Source organism: Legionella sp. PC997 (assembly GCF_014109825.1).
Taxonomy (GTDB): domain Bacteria; phylum Pseudomonadota; class Gammaproteobacteria; order Legionellales; family Legionellaceae; genus Legionella.
Map to the genome: position 1 here is coordinate 1,055,759 of NZ_CP059576.1, position 20,813 is coordinate 1,076,571.

Here is a 20,813-nt window from a genome sequence, read left to right on the forward strand (position 1 = left end):
AATGTCACCACATGAAGAAGCATTATGGCAAGCTGTAACTAAAAAAGAATATGACAAAGTTAAAACATTGATTGATGATCATCCTGATTTAGTCAATGCAGTAAATACGAATGGAAGAACTCTTCTGATGCGAGTCGTCCTCCTCTTAACACCGCCGTTAGATCTGATTGAGTTTATTGCCCAACACCCTGATTTCAGCTTTGAAAACTCTATGGCCACTAAAACGACTATGAGCGTTATTTTATCCACAGGTCGTCCAGAAATTTTAGAACTTTTTGCAAAAGATCGACACATTATTTTTGATGGTGAGAATTTAGCTTATGTAACAGCCAAGAAGCTCGTGGAAAGTGCAGCTAAAGAGAAAATTGAAAAATACACAAAAATGCTGACAATCATTCGTGACGAAACGATACGCCATGCAATTGCAAGTGATGATTCTTCTTTACTGGAACGATTACAAAAAGCAGGAGATAACTTGGCTCAACCATTAAGTGATGGCAAACTTCCTGTGCGTCTTATCACTAAAGAATGTCCGGCCCCTCAGGTTAAATCATGGTTCCAATCTCAAATTGGAAAAAACGAAACAGGCATTGGAAATAGTGTCGATTCGTTCTTTGCTAATACTCGCAAAATGCAAGAAGCTCAAAAGGACATGGAGGAAGTTAATCGACGTAGATTAGAGAGTGAGAACCTATTGCTTGGAAATACTTATCACAGTATGGAACAAATAGCTTCTGCTATTAGCCTTACAAACTAAAATTGATTGGATCCTCTCTGGGTGAATGCATCGCTGTAGCCCAGGATCTGATCTTCTTTAAGCCCATTTTTCTTGTAACCCATGAATAAATCCTTTAATTTTGAGTTACTAAAAACTTCAAAGGTAAAGGAATAAGTGTGGTATCAACGCGATGATGAATGTTTAACTCTTCGTTTATATATTCAACCCGGTGCAAAAAAGACAGAGATTGTTGGTCTTTATGAGGGGGCGCTTAAAATACGCTTAAATAGTCCCCCTATTGAGGGGCGCGCTAATAAAACCCTTTTAAAGTATATGGCCGAACTATTTAAAGTACCAATAAAGCAGGTTACGTTGCTACGAGGAGATAAATCCAGACACAAAGTACTGTCTATCATTGGTTCCATGGTCGATCCTGATAATTTGCTTTGAATCGTAACGTAATTTTGCGATAGTAAAAAGAACCTATAACTAATCATCATTAATCTTATGAAAATCGAACAATTCGCGATCACATTTCATACTTCAGGAAGAGGAACGCAGGATATTACTGCTGATATAGCCACTTTGCTGTCAAAAACCCCGATCCAACAAGGCTTATGTCATTTATTTCTTAAACATACAAGTGCCTCTTTAATGCTTTGTGAGAATTATGATCCTCAAGTTCGCAAAGATTTGGAACAGTTCCTGGTCCGTTTAATTCCTGACGGGGATCCACTTTTTAAACATGTAATTGAAGGTCAGGATGATATGCCTGCACATATTCGTACTTTATTAACTCAAACCAGCTTAACTCTACCTATACAAAATGGGAAATTAGCTTTAGGTACATGGCAAGGGATCTATCTCTATGAGCATCGTTATCAAGCGCAAGAACGTCACCTGCTTAGTACTGTTGTGGGAGACTGATCGAGTTTTTGCTATACTATTATTCTCTTTATGAATGGAAAAAAATATGTCTTCTCTACCTCAATGCCCTAAATGTAATTCAGAATATACGTATGAAGATGGAAATCAATTAATTTGTCCGGAATGTTCCTATGAATGGGCAAAGGATGGATCCGAAGAACAAAGCCAGGACGATCAACGAGTAATTAAAGATGCAAATGGTCAGGTTCTGCAAGATGGTGATACGGTTACAGTGATTAAAGATCTAAAAATTAAAGGCTCGTCTCAAGTAGTAAAAGTTGGCACTAAAGTAAAAAATATTCGCTTGGTTGAGGGGGATCATGATATTGATTGTAAAATTGATGGAATTGGTGCCATGAAATTAAAATCTCAATTTGTTAAAAAAGGATAAAGTATGTCTAAACCGCTGCACATTACTTTTTTATTTTATGAAGGAATGACCGCTCTGGACGCCCTTGGTCCCTATGAGGTACTTAGTCGTTTGCCAGAAGTGATTGTGCAGCGGGTTGCTCTAAATACTGGGCCGGTGCGTACTTGTTCTGGACTTACATTAATTGCTGAGCATGCATTAAAGGATATCTCAGAGACTGATATTGTGTTGATTCCTGGTGCTGGTAATGCCACTGCATTACGTGATTGTCCTGAGATTCTTAAATGGGTCAAAATGATACATGAGCATACTTTATGGACTACCTCGGTCTGTACTGGAAGTTTAATCCTAGGTGCAGCAGGAATTTTATCTGGAGTTAAAGCAACAACACATTGGGCAGTAATGAATCGATTAGAAAATTGGGGGGCTATACCCACGCATAAACGATTCGTAATAGATGGGAAAATCATTACTGCAGCTGGGGTTTCAGCGGGTATCGATATGGCTTTATTTCTTGCTGCAAAACTTACGGATGAACACGTAGCGCAAAGTTTACAGCTCGGTTTGGAATATGATCCCGAACCACCTTTTGATTCGGGATCACCCAATAAAGCGTCAAAAATTGTACTTCAATCGGTTCGTGAGCGTTTAAAATATAAATTCGAACCGGAATGATTAAGGCAATACATAGAATATCAAACAAATAAATCCGGCAAGACCCATTATTGGATGCACCAGCACTCCTAATTTTGGAATGTGTTTTCCTTTCTTCGCAAGCGCAACCAAGCTTAACCCACCTAATGCAGCAAGAATTAAAAGAATTAAGCTCGCGACAAGAAGCGTGGCTTTGCCAGTCATAAATGCAAACGTGTGAACGATGATAATAAGTAATCCTAAGGTTGCAAAAACTGCATGCAAATTTCTCACCGTTCTATTTATAGGTCTGTCTTGAAGTATTGCTGTAAACAGAAAAAAACCACACACTATTGCAAGCAGAAAAAGAACAATAGCAATTATTAACATATAATCTCCTGACTAATTTACATATTCACATTGTTTTGCCTGGGTGCAGCGAAAAGGAACCCGGGATCTGTATTAGAAATACCTGGACTCCATTTCGCCGCACCCAGGTGAGAAATCTACTAAGGCGTCACATAATTTTCTTTTGATTTTGGAAGATTCAGTAGTTCAATTTCCAGTTGCTCTCCCAAAGTATCTTTTTTCATAGAAGGAGAAAAATTAATGATGGGTGCGGGATTTTTCAGAGCTTCAGCTAAACTAATAAACTTATATCCATTTTTTTGATACATTTCCAAAATATCTCCTAATACATAACTATTAAGGAGATTTGCATGAATTAATAATATTTGTTTGGCATTCTCACCCTTAGCATTTTTTTCCGCTCTTAATGTTTGTTTCCAGATATACGCTAGATATCGTGGCTTTATTTTTTGAATGTATTTTTCTCGAGAACGATAGGGGACTTTATAGAGCATTTCATTAAAGTCAAAATCTTTACTATCAATGGTTACAGGAGCAATGGTGTAATTATGTTCTTTTAGGTAATCGAATACTTTTTGTTTTTTATCATTTTTGCCTTCTGCGAGGTAAGGATAGCGAAAATATTTAGGTTCAGTCATTATAGGCGTAAGAATCTTATCGGCACGAGACACATCAGCTATATATTTATCAGCGCTCAGCTGATTTAGATTATAATGTGAGTAAGTATGATTACCCAACATAAAGCCTGCTTTACGAAATTGTTCTAAGAAATCCCATTGTCCTTTTTCGATTGCTCCTGCAATCACAAAACCTGTGACTGGAACTTTGTATTTTTGGAATGTTTGCACAATTTGGGTAAACCGTTCGGTGGATCGTTGACGATTCCCTGGGGTATCCATTCTTGAGGCTACCAGGGGTAAATCATCCATGGTGATGGCAATTTCTTTATCATCTGCAAAACAAACTGAAGAAACCAATGTAATTAAAAAAAAGAATAATTTAAGCATTGATAGTCCTTATCAGAATTCTAATAACCGGGGATGGTATCATAATTCGATGAATACGTTAAAAAAAGATTAACCCGCTATAAATCCATACTTCCATAATGCATTTTTAAAAATTTCGGCATCTATATACATTAAGCGCATATTCCTTATGCCTGAAAGGAAGTTTATGAGTTGGTACTTTTTGACATTGATCAAAATGTTGAGCCAAGCAAATCTTCCGATCATACTGATCAATATATATTATTTCTTTCAGTGTTTTATTTGCAATTTTTTTATTGATGTCTGCATTCCATAAAGCATATTGATTTTGAGGACTTTCACAACCCAAAGTATAAATAATGGGTTTGTTTTGCAGAAAAAAGAGCATGCGTGCTGCAAACCAACCTGAAGTAAAAATCGTATCCGGTAATTGGGGCTGTGTCGCATTAAATTTTTGGATTAAATTATAAAAAATAAGTTTTTTTGATTTGATAATATTAAATTTGGAGGTGTTATCTATAATCACGAACAAACTAATTATTGCGTAAAGTGCAGGTAATAGAATAGCAAATTTACGATAAGGGAATGTTGTAAGCCAATATCCCAATAAAATCGCACTACTGATTAAATAAGGAGTGAGCCAGAATTCCCGAATCCCAGCCTGGCTTGCGGTGTATAAGTAAAAACACAGAAAAGTAATACAAATAATACGGCATAATTTCACAATTAATGCATTTTTTTCATCTAGTTTTTGAGTTCTTACTAAAAATGGAGGAAGCAACATTATATTTAATGAAGGGACGAATAGGGTAAAAAAAGTTTCTATTGTATGAAAAAGAGGATTTACTTCTGGTTTAAGTGTATGGGTCGTTAACTGATAGATAAATGATTGCCAATGATTTTGATAGTTCCAGACAATCACAGGACTAAAAATAATAATGCTGAGAAGCGTAGCAAAATAAAAATGCTTCGATTTAAAGATGGAGCGATAAGTACTAAAAAATAAAAAAATAAGCAGAGAAAGGATTAAAACGATGCCACTATATTTGGATAACATCATCAGCCCTGCATTAATTCCAATTAAGTACAGCTCTTTTATTCTATTGGTTTGAATAAATTTTATAGTATAGTAGACGGTTAATGACCAAAATAAAACAAGGGGTGTATCATAGGTCGTTTGTTTTAAAATATCCAAAGTGACCAGAGGGGAAAATAGCCACGATAACATTGCAATACAGCTTGCTTCGCAGGATAAAAAAAAGCGAGCACTTTTATAAATAATCCAACTCGTTAATGCAATGCATAGGATGCCTATAAAGCTCAGGGCAAATAGGTTATCTCCGAATAATGAAGTGGCAAACCTAATAAAATATGCAATCATGGGAGAGCCATCGTAATAGGATAATGCCAGGTGACGACTCCAATCCCAATAATAATACGTATCAAGCGATAATATATTAATAGGTGCCATCAGGAGTAAAATGATAAAATACAGAGTTACAAACAGATAAACGCGTCGCGAGCTAAAAAATTCCCACGAAATAATCCTATTATTTGCTCTTTTCCCTGATGGATATCCTTTTCCCAATGGCATTGATACTGTTTCTTGTCGATTCATTCTGATGACAATAATTATCTTTAATTACTAGGAACATATTGTTCTGCCCAGATATGACGAGAATAAGTATAGTAATTTAAAAGAGATATTAAACCGATGCCGATACCCATTATTATATTTTCACGTAAGGGTCCAGCGCCAAAACAAAGCACTCCTAAGCGTAACCAATAACTTTGTAAGTTTATTATAAATATGGAATAAATAGCAAAAAGTAATAAACGCTTTATTTTTAATGGCCATGCTGATTTTTTTTTGACGCTAAAGGTGATTTTGCTATTTAAAACGAAATTATTGATGATTGCGGCGCATACTGCAATTTGTGAGGCGTCAAAAGGTGAGAATTGAAAATATTCGCGCAACACATTGTAGCTAATAAACTGTACTAAAATACCTAAAGAGCCTACGAGACACATTTTTAAATAACGTTTAATTTCATGATAACGTAAAGAAAAAACGACTCGCAGGGAATCGACAATGCTGTTTTTAGGCAGCTTGCTGTATCCTTTATTTCTATCAATAAAATCAATAGGATATTCACGAATTTTTGCTTTGTTTTTATGTAAAAGCCACAATAATTGCATTTTATATGCATAGTGATTTGTAAGAAATTGATCAGGCAGAACTTTTAAAAGTTGCTGTCGGCGAGTGGCACGAAACCCACTAGTAAAATCCTTATATTTTGGTGTGAGTACAGATCGAGCAACATAATTACCTAAAACGGAAAAAAGTTTGCGATGTAATTCCCAATTACTCGGAATACTCCCGCCTTCAACATAACGACTTCCTAGCACACAATCACATGTTTGCAACATCTCTAACATTGGGTGAATATACTTGGGTTGATGGGAAAGATCCGCATCAAACTCAAAAACAATATCCGCATTCAAAACAGTTAATGCATAGTTCATGGCTTGCAAATAAGCAGAGCCCAGTCCAGATTTAGTTGGTTCATTTTGTAAATGTAATTTGGGGTAATTATTCTGTAGCAAAGTAACGACTTTTTTGGTGTTATCTGTAGAGGCGCTATCGAAAATTAAAACATGTATATCATACTGCTCATTTTGTTCTACTGATGCAAATACTTGTTCTATTGTTGATTGAATGACCAACGCTTCGTTATGCGTTGGAATAATAATAACCACTTTCTCTTTTTCTAAAGAATGCTTTTCAATGGAATCAGAGGAATTACTTGCATCAGTCAACTTTATCTCGGGATTATGGTTATTTGGGGTGTGAGTTTATCAATTAGTTTTTATAAAAAAAAGAGGGAAAGGCTTTGTACTTAAATTATCCTTAAATTTTGAATTTGGATCATTTTTCTATTTTAACTATTTTTTTGCAGAAACTTAACAGTATTGATTTAATCGGTTTTTAATAACCCATTGTACAATTGAGCAATTCTTCACAATTCATCTCAAAGAGTTCTTTTATGGGAAAATCAAAAATTGGTCTCATAAAGCATACTTTTTTTAATAATTCATTAAAACCAAGTGATTTTTCTTTTAAAGAAGACGGGTTTCACTTGGCTCAATTAAAGGAGGAGTTTTTAACGTTAAATCAAGTAATTATATCGAATAGGTCCTCCTGGTCAGAAGAGAGTGCCAGCGTCCATTATCTTTATTTTTTATGTGATTTGCTGATTTCCTATTATCAGGTTGATTTTGTAGATTCTGATTTAAGAACGTTAAAACAACTTCGTCAGAGAATAGAGGCATTTTACAATATAGACCGCGCACCAAAAAAGAAAAAAATAATTGATAGTTTCCCTAAATTTCTAACAGAAAGCATACAAACAAGCATTTTGGATTATCTTTCCTCTTTTATTCGTATTTCCAAGCTACGTCAAAATGTCGGTACCATAAATACCCGGCGTTCTCAATTTTCTTACAGCCGTGGTCTTGCAAATTATGTAATTATTTATCTTCAAAAGAGTTCTGTATCCAAATTGATTCAAGAGATTAATAAAGTTCTAGGTAATCAATACAGCTTTATTGAAGGTCTTAATTTCTTAAATCACTCACGCAAAGCCATTACGGATCTGGGTATTTTGCTTTACACGTTGCGTTTCCTGATTAATTTACTCTTACTACTTAAGCATATCATTCAAGCTGCAACCAAGGAGGAATTATCGACAAAGAAAGTACTCGAACACGAAATGGAAAAGCGTGGTTTTATTATGGCGAGCGACTTGGTATGGGCTGTAGTAGGTTTGTTAACAACGTATAATAACTTTTTTCATATTGCGGATGCTGCTGTTCCACTAATCACAGTTGCCTTTCTGACGTTCGATACGTTATTGTTTTTAGCTCAGTGGCTTTTTGAAGCCAGTAAATATCACGATCACGTGCGAGAATTGCAGGCCCAATTAAAGGATGCAACCCTGTTTGAACGAAAAGTCATCCAGCGCCAAATTGATGTGGTCAATGATGAATGGGAAACCCAGTGCGCCTATTTTGCAATTAATATACTAGGAGCAAATCTACTCGCCACCTGTTTCGCAATCAGTATGCTATGTACCGGTCCACTTGCTTTAGCCGGGCTAGCATTATTCAGTATGCTAGGAAATGCTTTGTATAACACCTCCGAAGAATATAAAAAATATCAAAAAACCTCTATTGCAATACGGCGTGAATTAGCAAATGGAGCTCGAGTAGACGATGAGCAACACCGCCAAATCCTCAATAATCTCAATGATGAATGCAGCAAAAATTACTATGAATTTTGGAAAAACTTAGCATTCAATGTGGGGGGAATTACATTTCTTATTACTGCGGCCGTGGCTTCCTGGCCAATTGCTTTGGGAATAACGCTTATTTATGTAGGGTATCGATTAAAGGATGCTTATCAAAAACAACTCCATCCCCAGGAGGAGACCTCTCAAGATGTTTATCGAATTTTAGATCTCGACTCGCAGCTATCAGAAGGATTTTCAGAGTTTGCCTATAATTAATCATTACAACACCTAGGTTCTTATCGTTATTGATAATGGTCTATTATAAAAAAGAAAAACCTTATCGATCTGGATTTTTTTGCTACCTCTGCGGAGGTGAATTTTTTGCATTCCGCCAACAAATCCTTCCTAATTTAGAAGTTACCCAGAAGGAGACACATGAGGCAGCAAAAGCCGCGACAGCAGCTTGAGACAGGTTTTTATTTAGCTCATATTTTCTAACATCTTTTGCAATTATGAGCTATTATTCATGCACCTCAAATAAAATAAGGAAATCATTATGTCACAAAATTCTATGGGTCAATTTTGTTGGAATGAATTAGCTACTGCGGATGTGAACAAAGCGAAAGAGTTTTATAGCAAAGTACTGGGCTGGCAATTTAAAGAAATACATTCTGGTGAAATGACATATACTCTAATTCAAGCCAACGATAAAGAATTTGCAGGTATATGGCAAATTCCTGCAAATCAACAAAATGAAATTCCTCCTCACTGGATGGCGTATATTTTAGTAAATAATGTTGCTGATACCCTAGCAAAAGCAAAAGAGAATGGGGCTCAAGAAATTAAAGGGGTGACCCATGTTGGAGATATGGGACTCTTTGCGATTATTAAAGATCCTACAGGGGCTCATATTGCATTCTGGGAAACAAAGTAAATGGCTTATGTAGCCTGAGTGCAGCGAAGGGGGACAAGGAATTTATACTCTCCACTTCGCTATGACTGGCTACAGATCTACGAGTCTTTTATATAGCCTTTCACTCTTTTGATTGAGCTTCTGCCAAAGCTTATATACTTTGATTGCATCAGGAAGAGCCTGGTAGGTTATGGGTAAATTTCTTTCTTACCAGGGCCTGGCAAATTCATCAAAAAATTCTCTAATGTAAAATATTTGCGTTCATCAATATTAAAGGGCTGCAATAATACATCCGGCCAACACAAGAACAAGGGTGAGCAAGTCCTTTGAATTCAAGATGTTTAAAAGTATAAGACAAGTTATTTTGTCAGCGCTAATACTTAATCCAATCTTGCTCAGAAGAGTTATTTATAGGCAATAGTTCATAAGTTTTGAAGATATTTCCGTCTTGAGATAAAAGAATGGCTATAGGTCTGGTTTTTTCAAAGTGAGCAAAAATTATCATCATCATTACGGTTATAGGTACGGATAGAAACATACCTAATATTCCCCATATTGCCCCCCAAACTGCTAATGCAATTAAGATAACCAATGGACTTAAATTTAATGAATTACTTAAAAAACGGGGTTCAATCAAATTTCCAACAATAAATTGGATGGTTCCTAAACCCAGAGTGATTTCAGCAAAAGGAATCCAACTGCCAAACTGAACAAGAGCCAGAGAAGCAGGAAAAGCAATCGCAATAATGGCTCCAATATTGGGAATAAAATTAAGAAAAAAGATGAGAAGTGCCCAAAACTCTGCAAAATCCAATTTAACCCATTTCATAATTATCCAGCTGGAAAGTGCCGTAATAATACTCAAAATGGATTTGATCCCCAGATAGGTCTGAGTGTTATTCACAATATGGCTGATGATGTTGTTCACTATGAGACGACTTTCCAAAGAGGGGAACAGCGAATCGATTTTTTTTAGAAAAAAATGTTGTTCCACAAATAAAAAGGCAACATACAATAAAATGAGTACAGTAGAGCTTGCAAGCGTTGTGAATACTCCATACACACTGGTGAAAATCGTTTGAAAATTTAGACTTTTGATCATGCTGTTCATACTCGCTAATATTTGAATATGAAATTTTTGATCAATATTGTTAAAAATTGTTAATAAGTTTTCTTGATAGCGATTAGATGCCGCGATGACACTAGTGACATTATTAGTAATGATATTTATAAAAATTAAAAGAGATATTCCAAGTATGGCAAAGGCAAAAATCATACTGAGCCAACTGGGGACCTTGGGTATTCGTTGAATGATATTACTTATGGTATTAAGAAGATACCAAATGAAAACGGCGATCACGAATGGAATCAAAACATGACTTCCTATCACTAGGAAATAACCCACTATCCAGATGATAATTAATCCACAGGTAAAAAGAAGCATGCGACTCATTGATTCAATCCTAATACATGAGTGAGCTGAGTAGATACGGCCCGGCGCATAATACACTTCCTTTTGAATTTCTAATTATTATACCAATAATAGCACTTATTGCAGGAGGATAATTTAATATGAAGAATTTATTTTGTGGAAACTGAATTTAAAGTTATTGAGTAAGCTGCTGAAATATAACCTGGAATGTGAGTCCCAGGTTATATATAAAATCCGTATTAGCTTAGTATGAAACCACATGGAAGATCTTCAGGATCTTCAATCGCTACGTTGGTGAGTGCTTGTTTTGTAGTGGTATACGCTTCATTCATATCTTTTTTCAAGCCAAGATCGTTTTTCTCTACTGTAAAATAGGGTTCGCCAAAATAATGCTCCAGAACGGCGTTAATAAATGCTTTGAGCTTATTCCCAACCCCTGTGTGTGCCATCAAGGTAGGTTCCCAACTATAAATAGCAGAACGACACTCATTGGCAAATTCTTTGACACGATATTTATAATTAAGCACTCGTATGCCATTATTATAATCTTCGTCAAACTTAGTCATTGTTGATTCGAGCTGAGCTCTCAATTGTCGTAATGCATTGAAAACATCGCTAGGAAGTGGTTTTTTTTTGTTTGCATCAATTTCCGCATCTAACTGATTAATTAACTTTCTAACTGAAGTATAAATTTGAGGTTTATCTGTAACCAACCCCCCAAGATCTGCTGCTTTATTTTTAAAGAACATCCAAAATGACATATTATCAACCTCGCTCTCATTATAAAATTCAAGCTTTCTCTAAATGGTAGAGAAGGCAAGCGGCATCTTAGCACAACTAGATCACAAATTAATAGTGAAGTGCAAAATTAGATCTCTTTGGTTCAACTTTAATCCGATTAAAATAAAATCGAGATATAATCTTAGGTAGAGGCGGATTAGGCACCACTTATATTGCCCGAGCAAGGCATGCTGGGTACTCACCCATCCTAATACGCTGCCCAGCCTGGATTCCTTGACGTAGTTGGGTGCCGAAGGCTTCACTGCACCTGCATTCAGGCTACATTGGAAATTTGCTATTTTTAAGTCGAATAATTTCATCGCACATCTGCTGAATATTAAGCTCTTCCGTGTCAATACATAATTCACAATACTTCTGAAAGTTGAATCGCTTTAACCAATGAAGCGCCGAGCCTTTTAACCGATCACCTCGAGCGTCCTCTCTTTGTGCAATTACTGTTTCTGAGGCATAAAGATAAACAAATAATATTCCAAAGGGTTCTAACGTTTTTTTGTAGGCATTAAATTCATCTAAAGTGGTAATAAAGGAGTCAACAATAATATTGAAGCCTTCCTCACCGAGGAGCTTCAAAACATTGGGTATCGTTAAATAGAGTTTTGAACACAATGCTCCCGGCACGATTTCATAAGTTCCATCAGTATGTTTTTGTGCATAACAAATATCATTAGGAACACATACTTGGGGATTATCTGGATGTAATCCATCAAATCTATCGCCCAGCATACCCAAATATCCATCCGTACTAAAACTGAGCCAACCCTCATCAAGTCTGCTTTGTAATTCTTGACAAAGAGTTGACTTTCCTGAGGATGAAGTACCACAAACAATAATAATCATTTTTTACCTTGAAATAATAAGAAATATTAAGTTTTAATTGGTGCTAAAGTGAGTTCGTTATTTAATAAATAGATTAAGTTTAATGTTAAAAAAAAGTTTTGTGAAAGGGTATTAAAGACGAGTTAGTATAAGGGGAAATACATGACAAATAATGGTTCAATTAGCCCAGAAGATATTATACCTGATGGAGTAGATAACATATCCATCAACGGCACCATTGTAAGAAAAGGTACGGTTGCTGCTTTTTTAGCAAATGCAAAGGTTCTTGAACACCAATACAGTACCGAAATACAAAAAAACGAAGCAATTAAAACCATGAAGGAATTAGCCCCAGCGATAATTGCTACGGGTTTACATCAACATGTAGTATTTAAAAATAAGGTAGTTGAGCAAATTCTTATTGATGCTGAGTAATAGAGATAAATACTTAAAAAGTAAGGGCAGAGGAGATCCTATACTCGAGTAATATCGCCTATACTATGTATTGAATTTGCTCATTTACTATTAATCTCATGAATTCACCAAACTATCAGAGCCTTGCTTGGGCCCATCCGCTTGTTCAGGATTGGTTTATCCAGAAAGTAGGACAACCTACCGAACCCCAGGAGCAAGGATGGCCTTTTATTTTGGCGGGTAATGATACCCTCATTTCATCGCCGACGGGCTCGGGAAAAACTCTGGCTGCATTTTTAGCATGCTTGGATAGTTTAGTGCGTAAGGCGGTATCCGGAAATTTACAGGATATGACTGAAGTCTTGTATGTTTCCCCTCTTAAAGCACTCAGTAACGATGTACAAAAAAACTTACTTATACCCCTAGAAGAAATTACTGAATTAGCCAAGGGAAGAGGAATGCCTATCCAGGAAATCCGTGTGGCCGTGAGAACTGGGGACACCCCTAGCAGTGAACGACAAAAAATGCTTAAGCAGCCACCGCATATTCTTATTACTACCCCAGAATCGTTTTATATTTTATTAACCGCCGAGAAAAGTCGTATTAATTTGGCAAGTATCCATACGGTGATTGTTGATGAAATACATGCTTTGGCCAACAACAAACGAGGTACACACTTAACTTTATCTCTTGAACGTTTGGAAGCACTCACCTTAAAACCCTTTATTCGTATTGGATTATCAGCAACACAAAAACCTTTGGAAAAAGTGGCCCATTTTTTAACGGGGGCTAAGAAAACTAAAGTAAAATTAGTCAACATAGGGCATGCACGTCAGCTGGATTTGCACGTGGTAGTACCAGACATCGAATTAGCTGCCGTTGCTTCCAATGAAATGTGGGATGAGATTTATGAAAAAATTGCTGCCTATGCCCGAAAACATCGTTCTACTTTGGTATTTGTCAATACGCGAAAATTGGCAGAACGGGTTGCTCATCATTTAGAACAACGTTTAGGTGAGCATAAGGTTTTAGCTCATCATGGTAGTTTATCGCGAAAATTAAGACTCGAAGCAGAAACAAAATTAAAAAATGGATCGCTCCAAGTATTAGTTGCTACTGCTTCTTTAGAACTGGGTATCGATATTGGAAGTATTGATCTGGTTTGCCAAATAGGTTCCCCACGTGCAATTGCCACCGCATTACAACGCATTGGAAGGGCAGGGCACTGGCATGCTGCGATTTCTAAAGGACGTGTTTTTGCCACCACCCGCGATGAATTATTAGAATGTGCTGCACTGGTCTACGCAATACGTCAAGGAGATTTGGATCAGCTAATCATTCCAAAAGAGCCACTCGATATCTTGGCGCAACAAATTGTGGCCGCTTGTGCTACTCAGGATTGGGAAGAAAAATCGCTCTTTAACTATTTTAAAAACGCCTACCCTTATCATCATTTAACCTGGGAAAAGTTTGAAGAAATTCTTACGATGTTATCCGAAGGAATCGCGGGTTCTCGAGGACGTTATGGTGCTTATATCCACAGAGATCAAGTCAATCATATGATTAAAGCACGACGAGGAAGTCGACTTGCTGCGATTACTAGTGGGGGTGCTATTCCTGACAACGGATTATTTACGGTTATTGCGATGCCCGACAACGCAATGGTGGGCACTTTAGATGAAGATTTTGCGGTAGAAAGTAACCGTGGGGATATTTTTTTATTAGGGACTAACTCGTGGAGAGTACTTCGTATCGAAAATGGACGCGTACTTGTGGAAGATGCACATGGAGCGCCGCCAAGCGTACCTTTTTGGTTGGGGGAAGCACCTGCACGGAGTATTGAGTTATCACTACAAGTTTCGCAGATGCGCGAAAAAATCAATGAATTATTGCCAGAAAAAAGTCCGCAAATTGTTGATATAAAAAATTATCCTGAAATTAAATCGGCGATTGAATGGTTAATCAATCATTGTGGACTGGATAATTCCGCTGCGGAACAATTACTTGAATATGTTCGTTTAGGTCGACAAATTTTGGGAGCCGTTCCAACCCAAAAAACAGTAATTGCAGAGCGTTTTTTTGATGAAAGCGGGGGAATGCAACTAATTATTCATGCACCTTTTGGTGCGCGTATCAATAAAGCTTGGGGATTAGCTCTACGCAAGAAATTTTGTCGATCCTTTAATTTTGAATTACAGGCAGCGGCAACCGATAATGGGTTAAATATTTCTTTGGCAGAACAACATAGTTTTCCTTTACCTGATGTGTTTCATTTCTTGCATACCAACACGTTAAAAGAAGTTGTGACTCAAGCAGTTTTACAATCCCCATTATTGGGCATGCGATTTCGCGCAGTGGCTTCCCGTTCTTTAGCACTATTACGTTTTCGGGGGGGTAAAAAAATTCCTCCAAACATCCAACGTATGTTAGCAGATGATTTATTGGCCGCTGTTTTTCCCGATGCTGCGGCCTGTCAGGATAATTTGGGTGGACTTGATGTTATTTTACCTGAGCATCCACTAATTGAAGAGACCATGAAAGATATTTTAACGGAAGCTTTAGATATTGAGGGATTTGCTGAGGTGATTCATGCTATTGAGTCCAAGAATATCGCTTGTCTTGCAGTGGATACTCCTGTTCCTTCGGTATTTTCCCATGAAATTTTAAATGCTAATCCCTACGCATTTTTAGATGATGCTCCTTTAGAAGAACGACGTTCTCGCGCAGTCGAAATGCGCCGAGTACTTCCCGAAGCACTTTTGGAGGAGGTGGGTAAACTCGATCCTAAAGCCATTTCTGAGGTACAAGAACAAGCGTGGCCAGATATTCGCTCTGCAGATGAATTACATGATATCTTACAAACGGTAATTGTGTTTCCTGAAACCATTCAATTGTCTGAGTATCAATCTACTTTGCCCGCATGGAAACATTATTTTATTGAGTTACAGCACGAGGGAAGGGCTGCTTTAGCTTCAGTTGCTGGTAAAAATTATTACGTGGCAACGGAAAAAAAGAAAACTTTTCTTGGCATTTTCCCACAAGCAACATTTGCTAACGAAATTGCTGATATTGAGCATAAACCCAGCTCACAAGATGAGGGCATTTTAAACACTCTACGCGGTTGGCTTTTACATACAGGTCCCATAACCCCAAAAATTCTTAGTCATTTTTTGCAGCTTTCTTCTTTGGATGTTGAACATGCTTTACTCAAATTGGAAGCCAGCGGATATCTATTACGGGGGAATTTTCGTGCAGAGCATGTTGGAGAAGTCGAATGGTGTGAGCGTCGTTTACTCGCACGTATTCACCGTTACACTACAGAATCCTTACGCAAACAGATCAAACCCGTTACACGGGCACAATTTATGTCCTGGTTGTTGAAATGGCAACATGTGACCAAAGGAAATCAAATGCGTGGCGAGGTTGGATTATTAGAGGTTATCAAACAACTACAAGGTTTTGAACTTGCTGCAAATGCCTGGGAATCAGAGATCTTTCCTGCACGCGTGCACAATTATGATCTATTGATGCTGGATAAGCTCTGTATGAGTGGTCTGGTGGGATGGGGACGAATGTCTCCTCATCCTTCCATAGTGGTTAATGAAGAAGAAACAAAAAAATCAAGGCGCTTAACACCAACTCGAAATGCACCGATTACATTTTTTGTCCGCGAAGAAGCCGATTGGATTCCACCTCATGAACTTGTGGATAATATCGAAGAAGTAGATAGTTTGAGTCATCCTGCACGTAATATTTATCAATTCTTACAAAAATATGGTGCCTCATTTTATGCCGATATTGTGCGTGGCACGGGAAATTTAAAAGTGGAAGTAGAAAATGGGTTATGGGAGTTGGTTGCAGCGGGAATGGTCACCGCCGATAGCTTTGATAATGTACGTACTTTGCTGAGTACCAAACGTAAAAACAACAGGAGACATCGTAGCAGACCACTATTTCCACTGAGTACAGGACGTTGGTCTTTGTTGCATGTTCACGCACAAGCGGATTATGAAAAGCGTGTGGAAGCTGCATGCTGGATGCTTTTGAAACGCTACGGTGTGATATTCCGTGATTTGCTCGTCCGTGAGAAAAATATTCCTCGCTGGCGAGATTTATTGATTTTTTTGCGACGTCTTGAATTACGTGGTGAGGTACGCGGAGGCCGTTTTGTTGACGGATTTTTAGGCGAACAATTTGCATTACCTTATGCGGTTGATTCCTTACGTGCTATGCGAAAAGAGGAACTTGATGGGGAACCCCAAATTATTTCGTCTGTGGATCCTCTAAATTTAGTAGGTATTGTATTGCCAGGTGATCGAATTTCTGCAGCAACAAAGTCAGAGATCCAATTAGTAGCTGGTCAAGTTTCTATGTGAATTGACTCCTCTTCAAATCCAGGTGATTTGAGATTCTCTGCAAATAATTGAGAAAAATTCGGTACTATTAAACCGTTATAATGCTATAGATTTAAAATAAATTTTTTGTTATATATTTAGATAAAATGCCAATAATTTGAAACAATTTGAGTCAAATTTTGTTTGTTTTACCTCGTTATGTGTTCTTCGTATTCCCTTAATCACCTCAATCAGACATGGAGTAAAAAAATGAAAGTCAGTGAGTTAAAACTACGAATGGGTGAACTTAAAAGTAGTGTTGAATTATTAGAATCTCCCAAGGAAATCGTAGAATTGGTCTCAAGACAAACTGAGATGCTTGCCTTACTCGAGGATCAAAAAGAGGTTGATTCGAATGTGATGCTTCCTGTTAAAGAACTCATCAATCAATTCTGGCTATGGGTTATTAGAAATGTCGCTTATGACCAATGGGCCACGGGTACGCATGTCCGACCTTGGCTTTTATTCCAAAACTCATTGGCTAAAGCAAATTTGTTAGAGGCGGATTTCCTTCATCCTATACTGTATGAAAAGTTAAACTCTCATTTTGATGATTTAGCTGAAAATCGCTTAAGGATAACCGAACTCATGCCTTTACTTATTTCCGCTAGTCGAATGTTAGGTTATAAGGAGGTAACCGAAAATAATTATCCTCTCGAACGGTTAAACGCAAGGATATCTTCAGAAAAGCCTCAAGTAATTGCAAATATAAAAGATGTGATGTTTTTATTAAGAACTATTTTTTATCTAATTTATAGATATTGCACTTTTGAACAATGTTCTTTATTGCCTTCCTTGATTTATTTTCGTTCCCATACTACAGATGAAGAACGACGTTCTGAGTTGGCAATTTTTAATTGGTTAACTCAAAATACAGTTGAATGCACCCAATTTTTTAATACACATAATCAATACATTGATACTCGCTCAATTAAACTCATTGAAGCTTTGCAAAGGGTTGCTCATTTTCTTCCGTCTTTACGTGTCGAGTTTCTAAGTGCTACGAACCAAAGTCGTTGGCTTTACCCCTTTATTCAGCAAACCAGATTGGAGCAAAAGGATACCGAAAATAGTTTAATAGAGAAAACATTTCATTTATTAGAGACAGATTTTAAAACTCAAAAAGATAAATCTCTTGCCGCAAGCTTAAGTTTTGTTTCCGAAGTGAATAGACAAGCCCGAATCCTAACAAACCCAGAAGCAAAAATTGTTTATTCAGCAACCTACTTATTTTGCTTGGAACAATATAAAAAGCATCGCGAAAAGGATTTGCGTGACAAACATTCTTTATGGTCGCTTTCCGGAGACACTAAATGTCAAGCTGCAGAGAAAAAAAAGTTAGTTGTTCTTGGCAAACCTGTTAGGTTTGGTTTTTTTGAAACCTTAGCCATTAATCAAGGACGTTTGAAAAAAATAGTCAATTTTCTTGATGAGAAGCAAAGTTTAGAGTTGGAAGATTATACTTCTTATCTATCGAACTAACTTCAACATCGAGTGAAAACGATTGTTTTATATAAAATTTATTCCATTTGAAATTTGCTTTTCCATTTTGCGTAACATATATTTATTATTAGCTTTGGTATCTTAAAATCATTTTTAAGTTATTAAGAAAAGGAGTTCTTATGCGTGTCATCAACAAACTGTCCCTAGCAACCATGTTAGGTATTTTAGCAGTGTCACCCAGTATCTACTCTGCAGATACACCTGATATTTCTGGATCCTATAAATGTTCGTACCACGATCCTTTTACAACTCCCAATGATGGTACTGAAACCGTAGTGTTCAAGAAAAATGGTGATGTTTATAAAATCTCCGGTATTCCTACTGGAAGCGTATTTCCATATTACATTGGTAAAGGCATATTTAATAAAAACGTCAATAATGCGATTGGCTACATATTTTGGCAACCAAAGTCCCCCTCTGTAACAACAATCCAAATTTTTACAGTGAAACCTGATGGCACTTTGGATGGTGTTTTTGCAGAAAGCAATAAGGATAAAGGTGGTACTGAAACCTGTACTAAATCAACCCAATAGTGAATATTCGCATAAAGGTGAGAAAAGGAATTTATTATGAAAACTGTAATGAAAAGTATTTATTTAGTTACTGCATTATCCCTACCCACTTTAACAGCCTATGCAGATACAGAGAGCACGAGCACGACTCCTTCGAGTACTCCCAGCAGTTCGAGTACACCAAGTAACTCAAGTACTCCGACAACTACTCCTGCTACGAGTGACACTTCAACAAGTAAGACCGGAACATCTTCTTTTTTAGGAGATTATCAATGTCAACGTGTTGATGCGGCAAATAATACTGCAACTTATCCTCTTACCGTATCCAAAACAGGGGATACTTATACGTTAGAATGGGATAATAGTAACGGAGATCCTGTTCTTTACGGTACCGGTGTTATGCATCCAAATCAAACTAATGTGGTTGCCTCTTCATTTTGGGATCCAAGAAAACCGGACACAATTGGTATTCAAATGATAGAAATCAAACCCGATGGTTCATTGCAATCTAATTGGGTTTTGCAATCAGACAATCAACTTGGATCAGAGACTTGTACTAAAAGTAAATAATCAAAATAATCCAAGCATAAAGGGTTACCTTAGGGTAGCCCTTTCATTCTAAGTACCTAAGGAAACTTCAGTTCTGAATATAACGTTCAATTACCACACTAAATTCTTAGATAAATAGGCTCATAACCTATTTTTCATTTTATAAAAAATTATGGCAAAGGGTTCTTTGAGAAAGTAACGTGAGCTGTATTTGTTCTTTATCCAGCAGGCACTTGTTATTGCAGGAGAACTGAATACGGTGAGGCCCAGTTTTTGAGCTACTAGAATGGCTCGTGGGGCATGAAAAGGTTCAGTGACTAAAATAATGGATTTAAATTGGTTCGCTTGCAATAATTTTTTAGAATAAAGAAGATTTTGGAATGTGGAAGTTGATTCGGATTCAAGCAGAATGTCTTTTTCGGGTACGCCCAAAGATATAGCAATTTTTTTCATGGTTTGTGCTTCATTTATGCCATCTTCCACATCCGTACCGCCTGAGAAAAGTAGTTTTGGAGCATAGTTAGCCTTATATAAATCAATTGCATGTTTTACGCGAGCCACAAGGCAAAGGTTATAGGAATTATTGCGATAGGCTTTTGCTCCAAGAACTAATATAACATCGGCACGTTTTCTCTCATCTTTTTCCGCATTGTTTATAATATACACAGCTAACAAAGCATAAATAGCAAGAGTCGTAATCAAGAGAAAGATACCTAGGGGTATGTACAGTTTCATTGAATTCTCAAAATAATTCGTAGGGTTCTTAGTAACGGAAAGTTTATCAGATCTTATGAGGGCTGAATAAAAAGAGTTGGCTGTAAGTAATTTTTAAATATGTAAATGGGCCAATTGGCCCAATTTTTAGTCAAGAATTTTTATAATCAATGGTGTTGATGGTATTGAGGGTAGGGTGCACCATTTTCCACTACAATATAATCTCTTGGCGGCGTCCAGCGATGAGCATTTCTCCATCTTGAATGATGATGGTGATGGCGAAAATTTTTAAATCGTGGATAATAATCATGGGTATGATAAAAAGCAAAGGATGTAGTGGAAAATAAAGTAGCCGCGCCTAACATCCCGCACAGCAATATTTTTTTGATCATCATTTTTATTCCCCTCTTTAATTGTTATCTGCTGCTGAGTCTAAATAATGAATGTAACAGGGATATAACAAATTGTTG

At 37.0% G+C, this 20,813-nt stretch carries 21 protein-coding genes; 12 read left to right on the top strand and 9 right to left on the bottom strand.

Going from position 1 to position 20,813, the window contains the following annotated elements:
- Window position 1: 1 nt before the first annotated feature.
- The 5 genes from HBNCFIEN_RS04365 (at window position 2) to HBNCFIEN_RS04385 (ending at window position 2,690) form a co-directional block, all read left to right on the top strand.
- The gene (locus HBNCFIEN_RS04365) at window positions 2–757 is read left to right on the top strand and encodes a hypothetical protein (protein ID WP_182392862.1); all 756 of its coding nucleotides are present in this window, start codon (window positions 2–4) and stop codon (window positions 755–757) included.
- 135 nt (window positions 758–892) lie between these two features.
- Complete coding sequence (locus HBNCFIEN_RS04370) at window positions 893–1,168, top strand: DUF167 family protein (RefSeq protein ID WP_182392863.1); 276 nt, start codon at window positions 893–895, stop codon at window positions 1,166–1,168.
- A 57-nt stretch (window positions 1,169–1,225) separates the two neighbouring features.
- Window positions 1,226–1,645: a secondary thiamine-phosphate synthase enzyme YjbQ gene (locus HBNCFIEN_RS04375; protein ID WP_182392864.1), complete on the top strand. Its 420-nt coding sequence runs from the start codon at window positions 1,226–1,228 to the stop codon at window positions 1,643–1,645.
- A gap of 46 nt (window positions 1,646–1,691) precedes the next feature.
- A complete protein-coding gene (locus HBNCFIEN_RS04380) occupies window positions 1,692–2,036 on the top strand; it encodes a zinc ribbon domain-containing protein YjdM (RefSeq protein ID WP_182392865.1) in 345 nt (114 codons plus the stop codon).
- 3 nt (window positions 2,037–2,039) lie between these two features.
- Window positions 2,040–2,690 carry a DJ-1/PfpI family protein gene (locus HBNCFIEN_RS04385; RefSeq protein ID WP_182392866.1) on the top strand — a complete coding sequence of 217 codons (651 nt, stop codon included), beginning with the start codon at window positions 2,040–2,042 and terminating at the stop codon, window positions 2,688–2,690.
- On the opposite strand, the gene HBNCFIEN_RS04390 is transcribed toward HBNCFIEN_RS04385, so the two are convergent.
- The 4 genes from HBNCFIEN_RS04390 to HBNCFIEN_RS04405 all read right to left on the bottom strand — a co-directional run bounded on the left by HBNCFIEN_RS04390 (window position 2,691) and on the right by HBNCFIEN_RS04405 (window position 6,823).
- On the bottom strand, window positions 2,691–3,038 hold the full coding sequence (locus HBNCFIEN_RS04390; RefSeq protein WP_182392867.1) for a hypothetical protein: 348 nt from the start codon (window positions 3,036–3,038) through the stop codon (window positions 2,691–2,693).
- A gap of 119 nt (window positions 3,039–3,157) precedes the next feature.
- A complete protein-coding gene (locus tag HBNCFIEN_RS04395; protein WP_182392868.1) occupies window positions 3,158–4,024 on the bottom strand; it encodes a polysaccharide deacetylase family protein in 867 nt (288 codons plus the stop codon).
- A gap of 106 nt (window positions 4,025–4,130) precedes the next feature.
- Window positions 4,131–5,621: a glycosyltransferase family 39 protein gene (locus HBNCFIEN_RS04400; RefSeq protein ID WP_182392869.1), complete on the bottom strand. Its 1,491-nt coding sequence runs from the start codon at window positions 5,619–5,621 to the stop codon at window positions 4,131–4,133.
- A gap of 20 nt (window positions 5,622–5,641) precedes the next feature.
- Window positions 5,642–6,823 carry a glycosyltransferase family 2 protein gene (locus tag HBNCFIEN_RS04405; RefSeq protein WP_182392870.1) on the bottom strand — a complete coding sequence of 394 codons (1,182 nt, stop codon included), beginning with the start codon at window positions 6,821–6,823 and terminating at the stop codon, window positions 5,642–5,644.
- A gap of 227 nt (window positions 6,824–7,050) precedes the next feature.
- Here HBNCFIEN_RS04405 and HBNCFIEN_RS04410 point away from each other — a divergent pair, with 227 nt between their 5' ends.
- Window positions 7,051–8,571 (top strand): hypothetical protein, encoded by a 1,521-nt coding sequence (locus HBNCFIEN_RS04410; protein WP_182392871.1) that lies wholly within the window; start codon window positions 7,051–7,053, stop codon window positions 8,569–8,571.
- Window positions 8,572–8,851: 280 nt separating this feature from the next.
- Window positions 8,852–9,229 (top strand): VOC family protein, encoded by a 378-nt coding sequence (locus tag HBNCFIEN_RS04415; protein WP_182392872.1) that lies wholly within the window; start codon window positions 8,852–8,854, stop codon window positions 9,227–9,229.
- Between the two features lie 352 nt (window positions 9,230–9,581).
- Here the strand turns inward: HBNCFIEN_RS04415 and HBNCFIEN_RS04420 are convergent, their stop codons facing one another.
- The 3 genes from HBNCFIEN_RS04420 to HBNCFIEN_RS04430 all read right to left on the bottom strand — a co-directional run bounded on the left by HBNCFIEN_RS04420 (window position 9,582) and on the right by HBNCFIEN_RS04430 (window position 12,278).
- Complete coding sequence (locus tag HBNCFIEN_RS04420; RefSeq protein WP_182392873.1) at window positions 9,582–10,661, bottom strand: AI-2E family transporter; 1,080 nt, start codon at window positions 10,659–10,661, stop codon at window positions 9,582–9,584.
- Between the two features lie 218 nt (window positions 10,662–10,879).
- Complete coding sequence (locus HBNCFIEN_RS04425) at window positions 10,880–11,401, bottom strand: hypothetical protein (RefSeq protein ID WP_182392874.1); 522 nt, start codon at window positions 11,399–11,401, stop codon at window positions 10,880–10,882.
- Window positions 11,402–11,699: 298 nt separating this feature from the next.
- On the bottom strand, window positions 11,700–12,278 hold the full coding sequence (locus HBNCFIEN_RS04430) for an AAA family ATPase (protein ID WP_182392875.1): 579 nt from the start codon (window positions 12,276–12,278) through the stop codon (window positions 11,700–11,702).
- A 141-nt stretch (window positions 12,279–12,419) separates the two neighbouring features.
- On the opposite strand from HBNCFIEN_RS04430, the gene HBNCFIEN_RS04435 reads away from it, so the two are divergent.
- The 5 genes from HBNCFIEN_RS04435 to HBNCFIEN_RS04455 all read left to right on the top strand — a co-directional run bounded on the left by HBNCFIEN_RS04435 (window position 12,420) and on the right by HBNCFIEN_RS04455 (window position 19,650).
- The gene (locus HBNCFIEN_RS04435) at window positions 12,420–12,692 is read left to right on the top strand and encodes a hypothetical protein (protein WP_182392876.1); all 273 of its coding nucleotides are present in this window, start codon (window positions 12,420–12,422) and stop codon (window positions 12,690–12,692) included.
- A gap of 98 nt (window positions 12,693–12,790) precedes the next feature.
- Complete coding sequence (locus HBNCFIEN_RS04440) at window positions 12,791–17,047, top strand: DEAD/DEAH box helicase (protein ID WP_182392877.1); 4,257 nt, start codon at window positions 12,791–12,793, stop codon at window positions 17,045–17,047.
- A gap of 228 nt (window positions 17,048–17,275) precedes the next feature.
- Window positions 17,276–18,547, top strand: coding sequence for a hypothetical protein (locus tag HBNCFIEN_RS04445; RefSeq protein WP_182392878.1), 1,272 nt, complete (start codon window positions 17,276–17,278; stop codon window positions 18,545–18,547).
- Between the two features lie 140 nt (window positions 18,548–18,687).
- On the top strand, window positions 18,688–19,101 hold the full coding sequence (locus HBNCFIEN_RS04450) for a hypothetical protein (protein ID WP_182392879.1): 414 nt from the start codon (window positions 18,688–18,690) through the stop codon (window positions 19,099–19,101).
- A gap of 36 nt (window positions 19,102–19,137) precedes the next feature.
- Window positions 19,138–19,650: a hypothetical protein gene (locus HBNCFIEN_RS04455; protein WP_182392880.1), complete on the top strand. Its 513-nt coding sequence runs from the start codon at window positions 19,138–19,140 to the stop codon at window positions 19,648–19,650.
- Window positions 19,651–19,770: 120 nt separating this feature from the next.
- Here HBNCFIEN_RS04455 and HBNCFIEN_RS04460 read toward each other — a convergent pair whose 3' ends face one another.
- Complete coding sequence (locus HBNCFIEN_RS04460; RefSeq protein WP_182392881.1) at window positions 19,771–20,364, bottom strand: YdcF family protein; 594 nt, start codon at window positions 20,362–20,364, stop codon at window positions 19,771–19,773.
- Window positions 20,365–20,510: 146 nt separating this feature from the next.
- Window positions 20,511–20,738, bottom strand: a complete 228-nt coding sequence (locus HBNCFIEN_RS04465; RefSeq protein ID WP_255464345.1) for a hypothetical protein — start codon at window positions 20,736–20,738, stop codon at window positions 20,511–20,513.
- Window positions 20,739–20,813 lie beyond the last annotated feature (75 nt).